The 17,642-nt window shown below is 43.6% G+C and carries 17 protein-coding genes; 11 read left to right on the top strand and 6 right to left on the bottom strand.

Annotation, left to right across the window (positions count from 1 at the left end; translation table 11 throughout):
* Positions 1-1,110: 1,110 nt before the first annotated feature.
* The 4 genes from LA303_RS12305 to LA303_RS12290 are packed head-to-tail and all read right to left on the bottom strand — an operon-like array spanning position 1,111 to position 3,907.
* Positions 1,111-1,866, bottom strand: coding sequence for a LytR/AlgR family response regulator transcription factor (locus LA303_RS12305; protein WP_240525679.1), 756 nt, complete (start codon positions 1,864-1,866; stop codon positions 1,111-1,113).
* On the bottom strand, positions 1,856-2,923 hold the full coding sequence (locus LA303_RS12300) for a sensor histidine kinase (RefSeq protein WP_240525678.1): 1,068 nt from the start codon (positions 2,921-2,923) through the stop codon (positions 1,856-1,858). Before LA303_RS12300 ends, LA303_RS12305 begins: the two co-directional genes overlap by 11 nt.
* An 18-nt stretch (positions 2,924-2,941) precedes the next feature.
* Positions 2,942-3,160: a TM2 domain-containing protein gene (locus LA303_RS12295; RefSeq protein ID WP_240525677.1), complete on the bottom strand. Its 219-nt coding sequence runs from the start codon at positions 3,158-3,160 to the stop codon at positions 2,942-2,944.
* A gap of 21 nt (positions 3,161-3,181) precedes the next feature.
* Positions 3,182-3,907, bottom strand: coding sequence for a LiaF transmembrane domain-containing protein (locus tag LA303_RS12290; protein WP_240525676.1), 726 nt, complete (start codon positions 3,905-3,907; stop codon positions 3,182-3,184).
* 311 nt (positions 3,908-4,218) lie between these two features.
* Here LA303_RS12290 and LA303_RS12285 point away from each other — a divergent pair, with 311 nt between their 5' ends.
* From LA303_RS12285 to LA303_RS12265, 5 genes are all read left to right on the top strand, one after another.
* Positions 4,219-5,619, top strand: a complete 1,401-nt coding sequence (locus LA303_RS12285; protein WP_240525675.1) for a TolC family protein — start codon at positions 4,219-4,221, stop codon at positions 5,617-5,619.
* A 53-nt stretch (positions 5,620-5,672) separates the two neighbouring features.
* Positions 5,673-7,028, top strand: coding sequence for an efflux RND transporter periplasmic adaptor subunit (locus LA303_RS12280; protein WP_240525674.1), 1,356 nt, complete (start codon positions 5,673-5,675; stop codon positions 7,026-7,028).
* A 14-nt stretch (positions 7,029-7,042) separates the two neighbouring features.
* Positions 7,043-7,762 (top strand): tRNA (adenosine(37)-N6)-threonylcarbamoyltransferase complex dimerization subunit type 1 TsaB, encoded by a 720-nt coding sequence (gene tsaB, locus LA303_RS12275; RefSeq protein WP_240525673.1) that lies wholly within the window; start codon positions 7,043-7,045, stop codon positions 7,760-7,762.
* A gap of 128 nt (positions 7,763-7,890) precedes the next feature.
* A complete protein-coding gene (locus LA303_RS12270) occupies positions 7,891-8,541 on the top strand; it encodes an MBL fold metallo-hydrolase (RefSeq protein ID WP_240525672.1) in 651 nt (216 codons plus the stop codon).
* Positions 8,542-9,528 carry a tRNA dihydrouridine synthase gene (locus LA303_RS12265; RefSeq protein WP_240525671.1) on the top strand — a complete coding sequence of 329 codons (987 nt, stop codon included), beginning with the start codon at positions 8,542-8,544 and terminating at the stop codon, positions 9,526-9,528.
* Here the strand turns inward: LA303_RS12265 and LA303_RS12260 are convergent.
* Entirely contained in the window at positions 9,525-10,238 is a 714-nt protein-coding gene (locus LA303_RS12260) for a 2-phosphosulfolactate phosphatase (protein ID WP_240525670.1), read from the bottom strand. The two genes, LA303_RS12265 and LA303_RS12260, sit on opposite strands and share 4 nt — an antisense overlap.
* A gap of 116 nt (positions 10,239-10,354) precedes the next feature.
* Between LA303_RS12260 and gltX the strand changes: the two genes are divergently transcribed.
* From gltX to LA303_RS12230, 6 genes are all read left to right on the top strand, one after another.
* Entirely contained in the window at positions 10,355-11,887 is a 1,533-nt protein-coding gene (gltX, locus tag LA303_RS12255) for a glutamate--tRNA ligase (protein WP_240525669.1), read from the top strand.
* Positions 11,888-11,906: 19 nt separating this feature from the next.
* Positions 11,907-12,257: a dihydroneopterin aldolase gene (folB, locus tag LA303_RS12250; RefSeq protein WP_240525668.1), complete on the top strand. Its 351-nt coding sequence runs from the start codon at positions 11,907-11,909 to the stop codon at positions 12,255-12,257.
* 66 nt (positions 12,258-12,323) lie between these two features.
* The gene (gene trxB / locus LA303_RS12245) at positions 12,324-13,256 is read left to right on the top strand and encodes a thioredoxin-disulfide reductase (RefSeq protein WP_240525667.1); all 933 of its coding nucleotides are present in this window, start codon (positions 12,324-12,326) and stop codon (positions 13,254-13,256) included.
* Positions 13,257-13,357: 101 nt separating this feature from the next.
* Entirely contained in the window at positions 13,358-14,281 is a 924-nt protein-coding gene (locus LA303_RS12240; protein WP_240525666.1) for a cation diffusion facilitator family transporter, read from the top strand.
* A gap of 70 nt (positions 14,282-14,351) precedes the next feature.
* Positions 14,352-14,777 (top strand): transposase, encoded by a 426-nt coding sequence (locus LA303_RS12235; RefSeq protein ID WP_240525665.1) that lies wholly within the window; start codon positions 14,352-14,354, stop codon positions 14,775-14,777.
* The gene (locus LA303_RS12230) at positions 14,774-15,604 is read left to right on the top strand and encodes an IS3 family transposase (RefSeq protein WP_240525664.1); all 831 of its coding nucleotides are present in this window, start codon (positions 14,774-14,776) and stop codon (positions 15,602-15,604) included. The genes LA303_RS12235 and LA303_RS12230 overlap by 4 nt, the downstream gene beginning before the upstream one ends.
* 151 nt (positions 15,605-15,755) lie before the next feature.
* Here the strand turns inward: LA303_RS12230 and LA303_RS12225 are convergent, their stop codons facing one another.
* A complete protein-coding gene (locus LA303_RS12225) occupies positions 15,756-17,627 on the bottom strand; it encodes an Nramp family divalent metal transporter (protein WP_240525663.1) in 1,872 nt (623 codons plus the stop codon).
* Positions 17,628-17,642: the final 15 nt, after the last annotated feature.

Raw genomic sequence — 17,642 nt, 5'->3', positions numbered from 1 at the left:
AGTGAAGCATCTATTTTAACAACCGTGATTATTTTTAGATCCTTCACTCCGCTGTGCTCTGTTCAGGAGGACAGTAAAAAACACAGATAAAACGCGAAAATCGACCAATCATCAATGACAAATAACTTTTCCCATTCATCACTCATCATTAATATCAAACACCTTCTATCCTCACATCCAAACATCCTTTGAGCTCCTTCACTACGCTGCGCTCCGTTCAGGATGATAGGGAAAAATACATATAAAACACTGAAAATCAATTGTTCGTTGTTCATCCTTCCCAATGGCTAGTGACTAATGACCAAGTTAGAAATCACAAAAAGCAAAAAATCAAATCACAAAAAAATCTCAAATTCCAAAAATTAACTTCTTTTGTCATGCTGAACGCAGTGAAGCATCTATTTTAACAACCGTGATTATTTTTAGATCCTTCACTCCGCTGTGCTCTGTTCAGGAGGACAGTAAAAAACATAGATAAAACGCGAAAATCGACCAATCATCAATGACAAATAACTTTTCCCATTCATCACTCATCATTAACATCAAACACCTTCTATCCTTACATCCAAACATCCTTTGAGCTCTTTCACTACGTTTCGCTCCGTTCAGGATGATAGGGAAAAATACATATAAAACACTGAAAATCAATTGTTCGTCGTTCATCCTCCCAATGACCAGTGACTAATGACCAAAATTAGAAATCCCCAAAACCAAAAAGACAAATGACAAAAAATTCCCAAACCCTAAACGCGAAACGCAGAACGCCAAACTGCTGATAATCAACTAATCACCAATGACCAATGACTTTTTCCCCTTCATCGGTTCATCATTCTACATTTATCGTTCAACACTTATCATTACCATCCAAACATCTTTCCATCCCACATCCTCACATCGCACATCAGAAATTTTCCATCCATCCTCCCATCCGTCACCACAAAGGAGTGCAAAGGACATCACAAAGTACCACTAAGGGAAATATTAAAGCGTTGAAAATCAAGTATTCATCATTCGCCATTCATCACTCATCATTCTGCATCTTTCCATCCTTCCATCATCACATCCTCCCATCCCCACATCCTTCCATCGCACATCCCTAACATCCTCACATCAAATCCCCAGCTTTTCTTTTAGCTTTTTGATGCGGCTTTTGCTTACCTGTACCCGGTCGCCGTTTTTCAGGACAACCATGTAACTTTCTTTGCCGTATTTTTCCAGTTTTTCCATCTGGTCGAGGCGGATAATGTGCGAGCGGTGGACGCGCAGAAACCGGTCGGGTGGCAGTTGTTTTTCCAGCTGAGCCATGGTTTCTTTTTTCAAAAAACGGCCTTTCACCGTGTGAAATTCCACATAATCGTCCTGGGCTTCCACATGAATGATTTCGTCGGTGGCAATGACGTCAATGTGGTTGCCTGTTTTTACAAAAAACCGTTCCTGAGGTCCTGCTGTTTCGCGCACCTGTTCTTTCAGTTTTTCCACAACCGGATTTTGCTGCGATTTGTTTTTTAACCGGGAAAAAACTTTTTCCAGCGCCTGATCAAAGCGGGTTTTCGAAAACGGTTTCATCAGATAGTCCACAGCATTCAGTTCAAATGCCTGCAGGGCAAATTCGTCGTAAGCCGTGGTGAAGATAATTTCGGGGTATTCGTCCAGCAGTTCCAGCATTTCAAAACCGTTGAGTTTGGGCATTTGTATGTCGAGAAAGATCAGGTCGGGCCGGTATTCGGCGATGGCTTTTACCCCGTCAAAACCGTTTTCACATTCGGCCACCAGCTCCACCTCTTTGTGCGATTGCAGGTAAGCTTTGAGCAATTCGCGGGCCGGTTGTTCATCTTCGATGATAATGGTCAGGATTTTATTTTCCATCTTCTTGTTCTTTAGGTAATTGTAAGCGCGCGGTGAAAACCATTTTATCCGCTTTGGTTTCCAGTAAGTCGGTCCGGCCGTATATTAACTGCAGCCGTTTCCGGATATTTCTTAATCCGATGCCCTCACCTTTGGGTTTGATGGTTTCCGGATCGTAGTCATTACTGATTTCGATAACAAGATCATATTTTTCTTCTTTGCAGGTAATTTCTACCTGTACCTCGTCGGCACTGTTGTACACGCCGTGTTTAATGGAATTTTCGATAAGAGGCTGTAAGATCATGTTGGGAATAACATATCGGTAGCAATTTTCAGGAATGTGATAAACAAAATTCAGCCGTTTACCGAAACGCACTTTTTCGATTTCGAGATAACGTTTCAGGTTTTCAAATTCCTTTTGAAGGGGTGTTTTTTCATTTTTATCGTGGCTGAGCGAATAGCGCAGAAAATCGGAAAGCTTGATCACCATCTCCTGAGCTTTTCCGGGATTGGTGATGGTGAGCGAGCTGATGGAATTCAGGCTGTTAAATAAAAAGTGCGGGTTGATTTGCGATTTAAGCGTTTCCAGCTCGGCTTGGGTAACCAGGTTTTGTAGCTTGCTTTCTATTTTCAGTTTTTCCTGCAAGTCGTCGTAGTAAAGAATCAGGTAATAAAACATGATAAAAAGCAGGTAGTAAAACACGCCCATCACGGCCCGCCAGGCCAAAGAATTTTTTAAGAACAAAAGATAGTCGGTATGATTCCCGTACAGGCTTTTCATGGAAAAATAGCCCAGCAGCAACCATAATCCGATAATGACCACTGCTGTAAGCAAGTGGTTGAATATCATGTCGATAAATGATGGTTTTTCGCGAAGGTTAAACCGGATAACGTACCAGAGGCTGTATCCGGCCACCATAAAACTGAAGTTGAAAACCAACGAATCGGCCAGACTGATGGAACCGTTTATGCCGTAAAAAAAATTTAAAATAAGGGTGTGAACAGCAATGATGACTGCCCAAATGGAAAGATAGCCAAGGAGATAATTCTTATTTTTTGATAAAGGGTTTAAAAGCATTTCTTGATGGCTGAAAGGTTATACCCAAACGGTTTCTATTCTTTTTACTCTCGTTTTAAGATTGTATTGTTCTACCATGCCGTTGATCAGAAAGGCATCAATGATCCATCCGATACCAAACAGCTGACCGGTAAACAGATAAAGGATGGCGGTGCCGTATTTTCCGAGATAAAACCGGTGGGCCGACAAAAACCCGAGAAAAAACCATAGCAAATAGGCCGCTACTTTTGATTTCATAATTCTATTCTGTTTTTTAGTTTAAAAGCTTTTTATTTCGATACCCCCGAGCATGACCAGCCCTTTGATGACCAGAACATTTTCGTCGGAAACTTTCATGGTGATGGCTCGTTTGTCGGTAAAGCCTCCCAGAATGGAAATGGCATCCGACTGCACCGTCCAGCTTTCCGGTACAATGAATTTTGTTCCGCCGAAAAGCGTAAAAACATCAATAACCGCCACATTGGTGGCAAATTGAACCTGTCGCAGGTCAAATTCTGATCCGCCCATGATGGCCGTAATGTTGCCGCCTTTGAAATTTTTCGATTGAATGATCTTTATTCCGCCGCCGAACACCGAAATATCATTCAGATATCCGTTGCTGCCGGCAACCGGATTACCATTTTCGTCATACTGAACTTGCTGGGGCGGACGTTGACGGTAAATCAGTAAAAAACCAAGACCAATAAATACCAATGGCCAAAAAACATCACGAAAACGTACGGAATAACCGAAAATTTCGGGCAACCAAAAGAAAGCCCCGATCCCGATTAAAATATACGCCGGTTTTTTGTTGGAGTGGCTGGCCAGCATCACCAATCCGATATAGATCAAAATGCTTTTCCACGAGAACAGATAATGGGTTATGCTGATATCAAAAACATCGAGGTTAGAGAGCATGAGCAGCCCGCCAATAAAAATAAGTAGTCCGCCGATAATGAGTTTGCCCTGTTGCGGTTGGTTGGGCTGACGGGAATTTTTTTCCATTTTTTACGTTTTAATAGTGCAAAGATAACCGGGTTGACGGGGTAGCGAAAAGAAAAATCGGTGAATCCCCCTTTTTTGTCGGTAAATGGCGATAAAACAAAATGAAAATAAGCCTTTTCCGGAAAAAGTGGTCTTGACAGCACCTGTCCGTTTTCGAACAAAGATTGTTATAATTTGGACAACCTCTTGACAGAATGGCTTTTCGTTGTTTTGTAATCTCAATTCATTCAATAAATTATGTTTATGGCACGTTTTGTGATAAAACATCGTTATAATAGCAAAGAGATTAACCATCCATAAATTGATTATTCATGAAAAAGATATTGTTTGTCATTTCCTTTTTTACTTTTTTGCTGACAGGATTGAACGGAATGGCCCAGCAGCCATGGTCGTTAGAAAAATGTATTCATTATGCTTTTCAAAATAACCTGCAAATCAAACAGAGTGAGTTGTCTACCGAGTCGTCCAAAGAAAACCTGTTGCAAAGTAAGCTGAACTTTTTACCCACATTTAATGCCAGCGTTTCGCAAAATACCGGGTGGGGAAGAACGGTGGACATGGCAACGTATCGTTATACCGACAACAAAACCAACCAGGCTTACGGATCGGTCAATGCCAGCCTGATCCTGTTTAACGGAATGCAGAACGTCAATACGTTGCGGCAAAAAGAATTTGAATACCTGGCCAAAAAATACAATTCAGAAAAGATCAGGGATAACATTGCACTGAATATTGCGGCTGCCTATCTGCAAATTCTTTACAGCATTGAACAGGTGAATAATGCCAAACGACAGGTACAGATCAGCCAAAAGCAGATTGAACGAACCAAAAAACAGGTGGAAGCCGGAACCGTAGCCCGCGGAAATCTCTTGGATATTGAAGCGCAGGGAGCCAACGATAAAGTGAATTTGGTGAATGCCCAAAACAAACTGATGCTGGCTTATCTTGATTTGATGCAGATTCTGGATATCAAAGGGAATACCAAATTTGATATTGAAAAACCCAATTTGCAGATTACACAAAAGCCCAACTTGTTACCGGTACAGTCTATTTACTCCAAAGCACTGGAAATTATGCCGCAGATCAAAAGTGCCGAATATTCGGTCAAGGCTGCCAGCCAAGCACTGAAAGTAGCCAAAGGACGGCGTAGCCCGACACTGTCGTTGAACTCTTCTTACGGAAACAATTATTCTGATCAGATTCGCGTGAGCAACAATCCGCTGGATCCGGGTTTTTACGAAACCAAACCTTTCTGGGACCAGATGAGAGATAACCGAAACATTACCCTGGGATTTCGTTTGACCATCCCCATTCTCAATGGTTTTCAGGTGGCCAACATGATTAAACAATCAAAAATCTCGTTGGAAAATGCCAACCTGTCTCTCGAGATGGAAAAGAATACTTTACGAAAAAATATCGAACAGGCTTATGCCGATGCGCTGGCTGCTTATCAAACTTATATTGCCCGCCAAAAATCATTGGTTTCTTTACGGGAGTCCTTTAAATACGCCCAGCAAAAGTTTAATGTGGGAATGGTTAATTCTACTGATTTTGACATTGCCAAGGTAAAATTGTACAATGCCGAATCGGACATGCTGGCGGCTAAATACGACTATATTTTTAAGACAAAGATTCTTGATTTTTATCTCGGACGCAGCCTTTCGCTGAAAGATATGACCGTGCCGGGTTCCGTGCAAACTGCTGGTAAATAATTCGGAAGCTGTGTTTTTATTCATTATCTTCGCAGAGCTAAAAAAACAAACAAATGACGAAATCCCGTAAAAAAACAATCTGGTACATCGTTGGCGGTGTAATTCTTTTGCTTCTTATCGTTTTAGCTGTTAAAAAAGGAAAGTCAACGGAAGCCAAACGGGTGGCTGTGGAAAAAGTAGTCCGCAGGAATATTATTGCTACCATTTCGGCCAGTGGAAAGATCCAGCCGGCTAAAGATGTGAAAATCAGTCCTTATATTTCCGGAGAAGTGGTCGCCCTTTATGTAAAGGAAGGCGATTTTGTAAAAAAAGGACAGAAACTGGCAAAGATCGACCCGAAGATTTACGTTTCCTCTTATCAACAGGCCGAAGCCGCATTGAAAACTGCCGAAGCCAATCGGGCCAATGCCAAAGCCCGGCTGGCACAAACCCAGGCGCAGTTTGTAAAAAGTAAACTTGATTTTGAACGGAGCCAAAAACTGTGGAAAACCCAGGTGATTTCCGATGCTGATTTTGATGCGGCCCGTTCGTCTTATCTTGTGGCCAAGGCAGAAGTGGCTGCAGCAGAAGAAAGTTATAAAGCCAGTGCTTTTCAGGTAAACAGTGCAAGAGCCAAACTGGGAGAAGCCCGTGAAAATTTAAACCGGACGACCATTTATGCCCCTAACGACGGGACGGTTTCCAAATTAAATGTGGAAGTGGGCGAACGGGTTACCGGAGCGTCGCAATTTTCGGCCGGTACCGAAATCATGCGCATTGCCAATCTGGATGTGTTGGAAGTGAATGTGGAAGTGAATGAAAATGATATTGTACAGGTGGCCCTGAATGATACGGCACTGATTGAAGTGGATGCTTATCTGAACCGGAAATTTAAAGGAATTGTTACTGAAATTGCCACTTCGGCCAACACCACCGGGGTGAGTGCCGACCAGGTGACCAATTTCGATGTGAAAATACGGATGCTGAAATCTTCGTATGCCGATTTGATCAAACCGAAAAATCCGATTCCGTCTCCGTTCCGTCCCGGAATGTCGGCTTCTGTCGAAATCCAGACCAAACGTGCTGACCATGTGCTGGCTGTTCCCATTCAGGCGGTGACCACCCGGGCCGATTCTACCGGCCGGATGAAAACAGCACTGGAAAAACGGGAAGAGAAAAAAGCAAAAAAGAATGCGGATGTCGTGACGAAAAAAACACAGGAATATGTTTTTTTGTATGAAAAAGGAATTGCCAAACTGCAAAAGGTGAAAACCGGTATTCAGGATAATATGTACATCGAGATTAAAAAAGGGGTGAAAGAAGGGGATGAAGTAATTACAGCGCCTTACCGGTTGGTATCCAAGGAGTTGAAAAATGGCGATAAAGTAAAAAAAGTACCCAAAAAAGAACTGTTCGTTCTGAAAAAATAAAAGGAGAAAAAACATTGGCCAGCATTTTAAATATTGAAACAGCGACACGGGTATGTTCGGTGGCGCTTGCCAAAGACGGAAATGTAACAGCGATACAGGAATCGACAGTAAAAAATTCTCATGCCCGGCATATTACGGTTTTTGCCGAACAGCTGATGTATGAAGCGGGCATCACGTTTCAGGACTTGGACGCCATAGCGGTCAGTAAAGGTCCCGGGTCGTATACCGGCTTGCGTATCGGCGTTTCTACCGCCAAAGGGTTTTGCTATTCGCTGGATAAACCGCTTATTGCCATAGGAACTTTGCCGGCTATGGCTTTCGGAATGATTCAAAAAATGAAAAAAGAAAATACTTTTCGTGATGATTTTCTTTTTTGTCCGATGATTGATGCCCGGCGTATGGAAGTTTATACTGCGATATATAACAGCCGGCTGGAAGAAATAAGAGAAATCAAAGCCGAAGTGATTGATGAGCATTCGTTCTCCGAATTTTTTAGCCAGGGAAAAACACTGGTTTTTATGGGCGACGGGGCGCCGAAATGTCGGCCGGTTTTGTCGCCTGTGTCGGGAAATGCTGTTTTTGATGATGATTTTCAGCCATCTGCTGCTTTTATGGCCCCGCTTGCCGAAGAAAGATGGCAAAAGAAACAGTTTGAAGATACTGCCTATTTCGAACCTTTTTATCTGAAAGATTTTATTGCCGGAATTCCGCATGTAAAAGGTTTACGCGATTGATCCCGGTATTTGCCATTGTAGATTTTAAAATGCACTTTTAGCGCATTTTAAAATACAATTGATATAATTTCCGGTTTCCGGAAACCGGTCAAAATCTTACCTTTGTCCCCCGCAAAAACAAGAAACACATGCTTAAAGTTAAGAAATTTGTTTTCAATCCGTTTCAGCTCAATGCTTACGTGGTGTACAACGAAAGTGGTGAGGCGTTTATTTTTGATCCGGCGGTTTCCAGTGCTGCCGAGATGCAGCAGCTCGATGAGTTTATCCGGCAAAATCATCTGAACCCGGTTCTTTTAGTGAATACCCATAGCCATATTGACCATATTATCGGAAATCAGCAAGTAGCTGAAAAATATAAAATTCCCCTGGCGGCTCATCCCGGCGGTCAGCCTTTTCTTGACCGGGCTTTCGACAGTGCGGCCCGTTTCGGATTGCCGTTAAATGCTGTAAAATCCATTGATCGTCCGCTGGCAGGAGGAGAAACATTGTCGCTCGGAGAAGATGTTTTGCAGGTTCTGGATACTCCGGGTCACGCTGACGGAAGTCTCTGTTTTTATGCCGAAAAAGAAGGTTTTGTCATTACCGGAGATGTGTTGTTTTACCAAAGTATCGGCCGTACGGATTTGCCTACGGGCGATTATGACGTGCTGCAAAAAAGTATTTGGGAAAAGTTGTTTGTTTTACCCGACGAAACCGTTGTTTATCCCGGACATGGTCCGGATACAAAAATAGGACGCGAAAAACGGGAAAATCCTTTTGTGGCCATTGGCATCGGATAAATGAAACAACAAAGAGAACCGCTTGTTTATCTTGCTCCTTTTCAGGGAATCACCACGTATGTGTTCCGGGAGGTTTACACGCAGTATTTTGGCGGGGTCGATAAGCTGTTCACGGCTTTTTTTACCGGGATCCAGACAGAAAAAAGCCTGCGTTCGCACAAACAAGAGTTGGCGGTTACCCACCATCATGGCGTACCGGTAATTCCTCAGATCTTAAGCAAAGATGCCCGTGAAATGTTGCTTTTTGCCCGGATTTGTCATGATTTGGGTTTTGAAGAGATCAACTGGAATCTGGGATGTCCGTTTCCGCGGGTAGCCCGGAAAAAACGGGGATCCGGTTTGCTGCCTTATCCCGAAGATGTTCAGAAAATTTTGGAAGAGCTGATGCCACAAATTCCGGTTCGGCTGTCGGTGAAATGCCGGTTAGGCTATCATTCTCCGGAAGAGATTTTTGCTCTTTTGCCCGTTTTTCACTCTTTTCCTTTGTCCGAACTCATTATTCATGCCCGCCTGGGTGTTCAGATGTATAAGGGACAAACGGATTGGGGCTCTTTCGAAAAAGTGTTGGAAAACAGCACTTTGCCGGTTGTGTATAATGGCGATGTTTTTTCGCCCGGTGATTTTGATGCAGCGGAAAGCCGTTTTCCTTCGGTTAACGGATGGATGTTAGGACGCGGTTTGCTGGCCGATCCTTTTTTGCCGGCAGCAATAAAAGGAGAACGGCCTCCGGTCTCGCCGGAAACCAAAATTCGCCGTTACGTTGACGAACTTTATTATGCTTACCGGAAAAATTTTAATGACGATTTACGTGCTTTGAACCGGTTAAAAGAGTTGTGGAGTTATCTGTCGCTTTCGTTTGATGATCCGGTCAGGGTTTTTGGGAAAATTAAAAAAACCCGTTCGTTTGACGCCTATGAAGATGCCGTTCGTTTTGTTTTTGAAACGTATCAATGGAAAGGATACGGTGGAAAAAAACTGGAAAATTAGGCCTTGACGATTTTTCCTGCTTTCATTACCGGAACCAGGTCCAACCGGTTTTTCTGAAAGCAATAGGTTACATCATCACCAAACCCGTTCCGGATCAATAAATTCCGGTGATAACAATCTTTGAGCAAAAGATCCAGGTTTCCATCATCTTTTTCATAGGCTTTGTGCAGGGTGATGGCCATATCCGATAAGGTTACCGGCCGTTTCCGGCGCATTTCATCAATGAACAGAGCCGCGCACATTCCGTCGTCCATCGAAAAATTATAATTGGTACCCGAACAGACCAGGACAACTTCTTCTTCATCAATCAAATGATGAACAAGAGCATCCATATTTAAAAAGGAACCAATCAAAACCTTTTTGGCATTTTGCAAACGGTTTAATGCTCTGGTGCCGTTGGAAGTGGTTAAGACAAGCGTTTTCCCGGCTACTTTTTCCGGCGTATAATCCAGGGGCGAATTGCCCAGATGAAAGCCACGAATAATTTTTGTTTTTCGTTCACCGCACAGCAGAACCTTGTCCGCAGGAAATTCTGCTGCTTTTTGTCTGGCTTCGTTTGCTGTTTTTGCCGGAATAAATGCCTGGGCACCGTTGGCTAGTGCGGTAACCATTACCGAAGAAGCACGCAGTACATCAATGACTACCGTGTTCCGGTTTTTTACCAGACCGGGCCGAATGGCAGAGGCATAAGGAATAATATCAATTTTCACGGGTTTTATACTTTTTCTTCTGGCAAAGGTAACGGCTTTTTATGAAAATGACCGGCTTGTCTTCCCATGGTCTTCAGCGGAGTTTTCCTATCTTTGCCGCTTAAAAACAGAAACAAATGAACAATCGTGAAATCCGGGTTCGTTTTGCTCCCAGTCCTACCGGCCCGCTTCATATCGGTGGTGTACGAACTGCTTTGTACAATTATCTTTTCGCCCGAAAAAATAACGGAAAATTTATTTTGCGTATCGAAGATACCGACCAAACACGCTTTGTGCCGGGTGCCGAAGAATATATTGTGGAAGCTTTCCGCTGGTGTGGAATTTCTTTTGATGAAGGAGTGACCAAAGGAGGTCCTTACGGCCCGTATAAACAATCGGAACGAAAAGCTTTATATCGTGAGTTTGCCGAAAAATTGGTGGCTTCCGGTCATGCTTATTATGCATTTGATACTGCGGAAGAACTCTCTGCTTTGCGGAAACAGTTTGAATCGCAAAAAAAGACATTTACTTATAATGCCGAGGAGAGAAAACAGCTGAAAAATTCGCTGACATTGTCTGTGGAAGATACCCGGCAGAAACTGCTCTCCGGAGATCCTTATGTCATCCGTTTTAAGATGCCGGAAGCGGAAACCGTAAAAATGACCGATTTGATTCGCGGTACCATAGAAGTGAAAACCAGTGTGCTGGATGACAAGATCTTGTTTAAGTCAGACGGGATGCCGACCTACCATTTGGCCAATGTGGTGGATGATCATCTGATGAAGATTAGTCATGTCATCCGTGGCGAAGAGTGGCTGCCGTCGTTGCCGTTACATGTGTTGCTTTACGAAGCTTTCGGCTGGGAAGCACCACAGTTTGCGCACCTTCCGTTGTTGCTGAAACCCGATGGAAAAGGAAAACTGAGCAAACGTGATGGTGACCGGCTGGGTTTTCCGGTGTTTCCTTTGCAATGGACCGATCCGAAAACCGGCGAAGTGACGCAAGGTTATCGTGAAGCCGGTTATTTTCCGGAAGCATTTATCAATATGCTGGCCCTTTTGGGCTGGAATCCGGGAGATGAACGCGAACTTTTTACGCTTGATGAAATGGCCGAAGCTTTTTCACTTGAAAGGGTAGGGAAATCGGGTTCCCGTTTTGATCCTGAAAAGGCCAAATGGTTTAATCATCAGTATCTTCAGAAAAAAAGTAACCGTGAGCTGGCCGGATTGTTTATGCCTGTGTTGCAACAGAATGGAATTATGGCCGATGAAACGTATGTGGAAAAAGTGGTGGCTTTGGTGAAAGAACGGGTGAATTTTGTTCATGAGCTGTGGAACCAGTCCGATTTCTTTTTCAGAGCGCCGGAATCGTATGATCCGAAAGCGGTAAAAAAACGATGGAAATCAGCTTCGTATGACCAGATGTCGGAATTAAAAACACTGTTGGCCGCCATTGATGATTTTTCTGCTGAGAATACAGAAGCTGTAGTAAAAAACTGGATTGCAGAAAAAGAATACGGAATGGGTGCTGTGTTGAATGCTTTCCGCTTGTTGATTGTGGGGGCACTAAAAGGGCCACACTTGTTTGATATTATTGCCCTTATCGGTCAGGAAGAAACTTTGCGCAGACTGGAAATCGGTTTGCATGAACTGGGGAAAAAAGAAGCTTAAAAACCGTAAAATAAAAAAGATGTCTGTGATTTCTATTGAAGGAATGGAGTTTTTTGCTTACCACGGCTGTTTTAAAGAAGAGCAGGTGATCGGCACCAAATTTCGTTGCGATCTTTTTCTGGAAGTGGATACCACCAAAGCCGAACAAACGGATAATCTGGCAGATACGGTAAATTACCAAGCCGTTTACCAGCTGCTGAAAACCGAGATGGAGACCAAATCGAAACTGTTGGAACATGTGGGAAGACGTATTTTGGAAAGTGTAAAACAACACTTCCCCCAGGTTAAACAGGCCCGTTTGAAAATCCGGAAACTGAATCCGCCTCTTGGCGGAAAAATCGACTTTGTGTCCATCGAACTGGAAGCCTGATTTTTTGGCACCCGTTTTGATGAATGATTCATTCAATCCAATAGAAACAAATCAAAAATAAAGAATATGGAAACAACCAAATGCTTAATTATTGGTTCCGGTCCGGCCGGTTATACGGCTGCCATTTATGCTTCCCGTGCCGATTTAAAACCCATCGTTTATCAGGGAATGGAGCCCGGCGGACAGCTGACCACCACTACTGAAGTAGATAACTTCCCCGGATATCCCGAAGGAATTGACGGCCCGAAACTCATGGAAGATTTACAAAAACAGGCTGAACGTTTTGGTGCCGACATCCGTTGGGGTGTGGTTACTGATGTGGATGTTACAGAGCGGCCTTTTAAAGTAAAAGTGGATGACGGTACTGAAATCTTGGCAGAAACTGTCATAGTGGCTACCGGAGCAACCGCAAAATATCTTGGCCTGGAGTCGGAAGAGAAATTTAAAGGCGGTGGAGTTTCGGCTTGTGCTACCTGCGACGGCTTTTTCTACAAAGGAAAAGATGTAGCCGTTGTTGGCGGTGGGGATACCGCAGCCGAAGAAGCAACCTACCTGGCTAATTTGTGCCGGAAAGTGTACCTGATTCACCGTCGTGACCAGCTGAGAGCTTCTAAAGCCATGCAGAAAAAAGTGATGGAAACACCCAATATCGAAATCCTTTGGAATCACGAAGTGAAAGAGATTGTGGGTGAAGTAAAAGGCTTTACCAAAGCGTTGAATGGTGCTATTCTGGTAAACAATAAAACCGGTGAAGAGAAAAAAATTGACATTGAAGGATTCTTTGTCGCCATCGGCCATAAACCCAACACCGATATCTTTAAAGGGAAACTGGATATGGACGAAACCGGTTATCTGATTACCAAACCCGACTCAACGGCTACCAATGTTCCCGGTATTTTTGCTGCCGGCGATGTACAGGATAAGTACTACCGCCAGGCGATTACGGCAGCCGGAACCGGAGCCATGGCGGCTATTGAAGCCGAACGGTTTTTGGGATAATTTCCGGAATGAACAACGAAAGATAAAAACGCTTTCCGCTTTTGCCGTCAGGCAAAAGGGAGAGCGTTTTTCTTATACCTTTGCAGCCAAAAATAATAACCATGGCCCTGGGCGAAAGAGAAAAACGGATTGTTCGTGTGTCGAAAGTGGCGGTGTATGGAAATGCATTCCTTTCTCTGTTGAAGATTGTGGTGGGGGTTTTGTCCGGAAGCCTTGCCGTCGTGGCTGATGGTATTGATTCGGCATCGGATGTGCTTACTTCGCTGATCACCCTTTACACGGCACATATTATTGCCCGGCCGCCCAACCCCAAATTTCCCTTTGGTTATAACAAAGCCGATACGCTGGCATCTAAAATTTTGGCTTTTATAATCTTTTTTGCCGGGGCACAACTGGCTATTTCTACATTTGGCAAGCTGATCCATCCGGAACCGAGAGCTATCCCCAAGGCGATGGCGGTATATATTGTGCTGGTTTCTATCCTCGGAAAACAGTTGTTGGCATTTTATCTGAAAAAAGCCGGAAAAGCAGAGCGGAGTAATATGCTGATTGCCAATGCGAAAAATATGCAAAGCGATGTGCTGATCTCTTTCTCTGTATTGGTGGGACTTACCGCCACTTTTATTTTTAAAATGCCGATACTGGATGTGCTTACCGCTTTTGCCGTAAGCGGATGGATCATGGCCACGGCACTGAGAATTTTTATTGAATCGGGCCGGGAGCTAATGGACGGAGTGGATGACCAGGAGATTTACAAAAAAATTATTGAAGCCTGCCGAAACGTGGAAAATGTTTCCCACCCGCACCGGATCCGTGTGCGTAAAATGGCCCATTTGTACATTATTGCCCTGGATATCGAATTGCCGGGCGAGATGACTTTACAGGAAAGTCACCGCATCAGCCACGAAGTGGAAAAAGAAATCAGGGAAACGGTTCAGAATGTGTATGATGTGGTGGTTCACATGGAACCACAGGGCGATAAAGGGGAAGAAGAAGTCTTCGGTATCTCCGAAAATGATTTGTAATCAGCATTGTCAATGCCTGAAATAGGTTGACCACTTTTAACGAAAGAATTCACATTAAAAACAGTTAAAAATGGCAACAAGAAGACAATTTAAAATGACGACTGCCGAGCGAAGGCGTCGTCATTTCAGCGACAGTTTCAAGATTCAAAAAGTCAGGGAAATAGAAACAGGTAAGACAAAAGTTTCCGAAATTAGCAAACAATATGAAGTAACCACTACCAACGTTTATCGGTGGTTAAATAAATTCGGAACTATGAAAGACAAGAAAGAGAAACTTATTATTGAGACAGATAGCGACACAAGGCAGCTATTGGAACTCAAAAAGAAAGTAGCAGAACTTGAACGGATAATCGGCCAAAAGCAAATCCTGATTGATTTCAAAGATAAGATGATAGAACTGGCAGAAGAGATTTATGGCGTAGATATAAAAAAAAAGTTTTCTACCCGACCCTCGAATATTTCTGGCACCACAGAGAACAATACCGATACAGCATGAACCGTCTATATAAGAGCATAGGGATTAGTAAACAGGCTTTTCATAAGATGCTGGATAAAAAGCTGAGAATACGCTCAGAGCAAAAGCAATTACTGGTTATGATTTATCAAATACGAGAGGATCATCCTACAATGGGAATACGGGATATGTATTATAAGTTACGTCCCCAGACCATGGGCAGAGACCGGTTTGAAGCCTTTTGCAAATCAGAAGGATTAACAGTAGCCAAGGTAAAAAACTGGAGAAGAACCACCGATAGTACAGGCGTTGTCCGGTTTGATAATTTATTAAAAAGCCTGACTTTAACCGGAATTAATCAGGCATGGCAAAGTGATATTACCTACTATGAAATAAACAGCAGATTCTATTACATCACTTTTATTGAAGATTCCTATTCCAGACGGATTTTAGGTCATTCTGTTTCAAAAAGGCTGACTACAGAACAGACTACATTACCGGCTTTACAGAAGGCAATTAAACTTCGGGTTAAGGAAAACACAATGACAACCGGTATTGTATTTCACTCAGACGGAGGGGGTCAATATTACGACAAGGCTTTTTTAAAGCTGACCCAAAAAGAAGGCTTTAAAAACAGCATGTGCGAATACCCGTGGGAGAACGGGAAAGTAGAAAGACTAAACGGGGTAATAAAAAACAATTATCTGAACCATCGTCAGATAAACAGTTTTGAAGAACTTCAAAAAGAGGTTGACCGAACCGTGTTACTTTACAACCAGGAAAAGCCTCATATAGAGTTACAACGAAAAAGCCCCAATGAATTTGAAAAAAGTTATCTTTGTAATGGACAACAATCCTTCAGTCTCTAAGATCACTCATGAATGAACAACGCAAATAATGAAAATAAGTAAGTAAAAACGGTCAACCATATTCAGGCATCTACACATTACATCTCACATCTCACATCTCCCATCAAACATCCTCCATCCTCACATCCAACATCCTCACGTCCTCACGTTTTCATTTCCGGACAATCAGAACCGGTATTTTCACCTTGTGCCGTACTTTTTCGATAGTGGTTCCAAAAATCAGGTCTTTAAACCAACCGTGGCCGTGAGCGCCCATGATCAATAAATCAGCCTGGAAGTCCCGGGCAAATTCGGGTAGCAATTGTTTGGGATTTCCGTAGCCGATACGGGTTTTTGCCTTGAATCCGAAAGTGTTGATCTTTTTCACAAAGTTTTGCAAACGCTGTCCGTCATCTTCTGCTTCCAGGTCTTCGGTTTCATCGCCAAAAACCAGTGCCGTGGCGCTTTCCACAATATGAACAAAAAGAAATTCCGTGTTTTCATTGCCCATGGCCAGTGCGTGTTGCATAACGGATGCATCAGCACCGGAAAAGTCCAGCGCAACCATAATCCGTTGATATAAAGGTTTCTGTGAAAGCTGTAGCTCCGGAATTCCCGAATGAATAAAATTGCTTTTTTTGATTTTTGCTTTTTTAACTGCCGGATAAATAAGCAAATAAAAAAGCAGGAATATCAAAGGGGTGGTCAGCGGAATAACAAGGGTGGTAACCAGTACGGGATGCATGGTCATCCACTGCCGGATTTCCTGAAAAATTAGTTGAAGATTAAGGATCACGATAATCAGGGCAATGGACCAGGCAGCAATTTTTACCGGAAGCCGGATGGCGAATTTTCCCATGGAAGTTTTGTCGCTGACAAAATGAATCAAAGGGATTACGGCAAATCCCAGTTGCAGGCTTAAAACTACCTGGCTCAAAACGAGCAGTCTCCCGGTGTAACTTTCGCCAAAGTATAACAAGGTGATAATGGCCGGAATAATGGCCAGCAGCCGGGTGATCATCCGCCGGGCCCAGGGCTGGATCCGGAAATTGATAAATCCTTCCATAATAATTTGCCCGGCCAGGGTACCGGTAAGTGTAGAGCTTTGTCCGGCGGCAATCAGTGCCACGGCAAACAAAATGGCGGCCCAGTGTGTGCCGAGCAAAGGAGCCAGAAACTTGTATGCATCCTGAATTTCACTTACATGGAATAACCCGGCCTGATAAAAAGTGGCTGCCGCCAGGATCAGGATAGCGGCGTTTACAAAAAAAGCCATGTTCAAAGCAAAAAGCGAATCCAGAAAGTTGAATCGCAAGGCGCTGCCGATATCGACACGTGTTCGTTTAAAACTGCGGGTTTGTACCAGCGATGAGTGTAAGTACAGGTTATGGGGCATTACCGTGGCTCCGATAATGCCAATGGCAATATATAAAGCAGAGTCTCCCGGAAGAGACGGAATAAAGCCTTTGGACAGTTCAGTCAGATTGGGTTGGGCAAAAATCATCTCTACAAAAAAAGCCAGACCGATAACGCCTACCAGGGCCAGAATAAAAGCTTCCATCTTTCGCATGCCCTTGTTAATAAGAAAAAGCAAAAGAAAGGTGTCGGCAAAAGTAAGCAGGACACCCCACAGCAACGGAATATGAAAAAGAAGCTGCAGCCCAATGGCCATGCCGACCACTTCTGCCAGATCGGTGGCAATAATGGCGATTTCTGCCAGGATGTACAAGATGAAATTTACCGGCCGCGAATAGGTTTCGCGACAGGCCTGGGCCAAATCACGACCGCGTACCACGCCAAGGCGCACACTCAGGCTTTGTAATAATAAAGCCATAATGTTCGACATCAGCAAAACCCAAATCAGCTGATAGCCAAACCGGCTGCCGGCAGCAATATCGGTAGCCCAGTTTCCCGGATCCATGTATCCGACACTGATCAGGTATGCCGGGCCCATAAATGCCATGAGTTTTCTGAAGACTCCGGTTTTCTTTGTTGTGTCAACCGAGGCGTGTACTTCTTCCAGTGATTTTTTTTCTTTTCTCATGAAATCTGAACCTAC

Source organism: Candidatus Sulfidibacterium hydrothermale (assembly GCF_020149915.1).
Lineage (GTDB): Bacteria > Bacteroidota > Bacteroidia > Bacteroidales > F082 > Sulfidibacterium > Sulfidibacterium hydrothermale.
This window is presented reverse-complemented; position numbering and strand designations above follow the sequence as displayed.

Excerpts from the sequence above, each read along its gene's own strand:
- LA303_RS12305 (WP_240525679.1), bottom strand. The coding sequence starts at position 1,866 with ATGGAAAATAAAATCCTGACCATTATCATCGAAGATGAACAACCGGCC.
- LA303_RS12300 (WP_240525678.1), bottom strand. The coding sequence starts at position 2,923 with ATGCTTTTAAACCCTTTATCAAAAAATAAGAATTATCTCCTTGGCTAT.
- LA303_RS12295 (WP_240525677.1), bottom strand. The coding sequence starts at position 3,160 with ATGAAATCAAAAGTAGCGGCCTATTTGCTATGGTTTTTTCTCGGGTTT.
- LA303_RS12290 (WP_240525676.1), bottom strand. The coding sequence starts at position 3,907 with ATGGAAAAAAATTCCCGTCAGCCCAACCAACCGCAACAGGGCAAACTC.
- LA303_RS12285 (WP_240525675.1), top strand. The coding sequence starts at position 4,219 with ATGAAAAAGATATTGTTTGTCATTTCCTTTTTTACTTTTTTGCTGACA.
- LA303_RS12280 (WP_240525674.1), top strand. The coding sequence starts at position 5,673 with ATGACGAAATCCCGTAAAAAAACAATCTGGTACATCGTTGGCGGTGTA.
- LA303_RS12270 (WP_240525672.1), top strand. The coding sequence starts at position 7,891 with ATGCTTAAAGTTAAGAAATTTGTTTTCAATCCGTTTCAGCTCAATGCT.
- LA303_RS12265 (WP_240525671.1), top strand. The coding sequence starts at position 8,542 with ATGAAACAACAAAGAGAACCGCTTGTTTATCTTGCTCCTTTTCAGGGA.
- gltX (WP_240525669.1), top strand. The coding sequence starts at position 10,355 with ATGAACAATCGTGAAATCCGGGTTCGTTTTGCTCCCAGTCCTACCGGC.
- folB (WP_240525668.1), top strand. The coding sequence starts at position 11,907 with ATGTCTGTGATTTCTATTGAAGGAATGGAGTTTTTTGCTTACCACGGC.
- trxB (WP_240525667.1), top strand. The coding sequence starts at position 12,324 with ATGGAAACAACCAAATGCTTAATTATTGGTTCCGGTCCGGCCGGTTAT.
- LA303_RS12240 (WP_240525666.1), top strand. The coding sequence starts at position 13,358 with ATGGCCCTGGGCGAAAGAGAAAAACGGATTGTTCGTGTGTCGAAAGTG.
- LA303_RS12235 (WP_240525665.1), top strand. The coding sequence starts at position 14,352 with ATGGCAACAAGAAGACAATTTAAAATGACGACTGCCGAGCGAAGGCGT.
- LA303_RS12230 (WP_240525664.1), top strand. The coding sequence starts at position 14,774 with ATGAACCGTCTATATAAGAGCATAGGGATTAGTAAACAGGCTTTTCAT.
- LA303_RS12225 (WP_240525663.1), bottom strand. The coding sequence starts at position 17,627 with ATGAGAAAAGAAAAAAAATCACTGGAAGAAGTACACGCCTCGGTTGAC.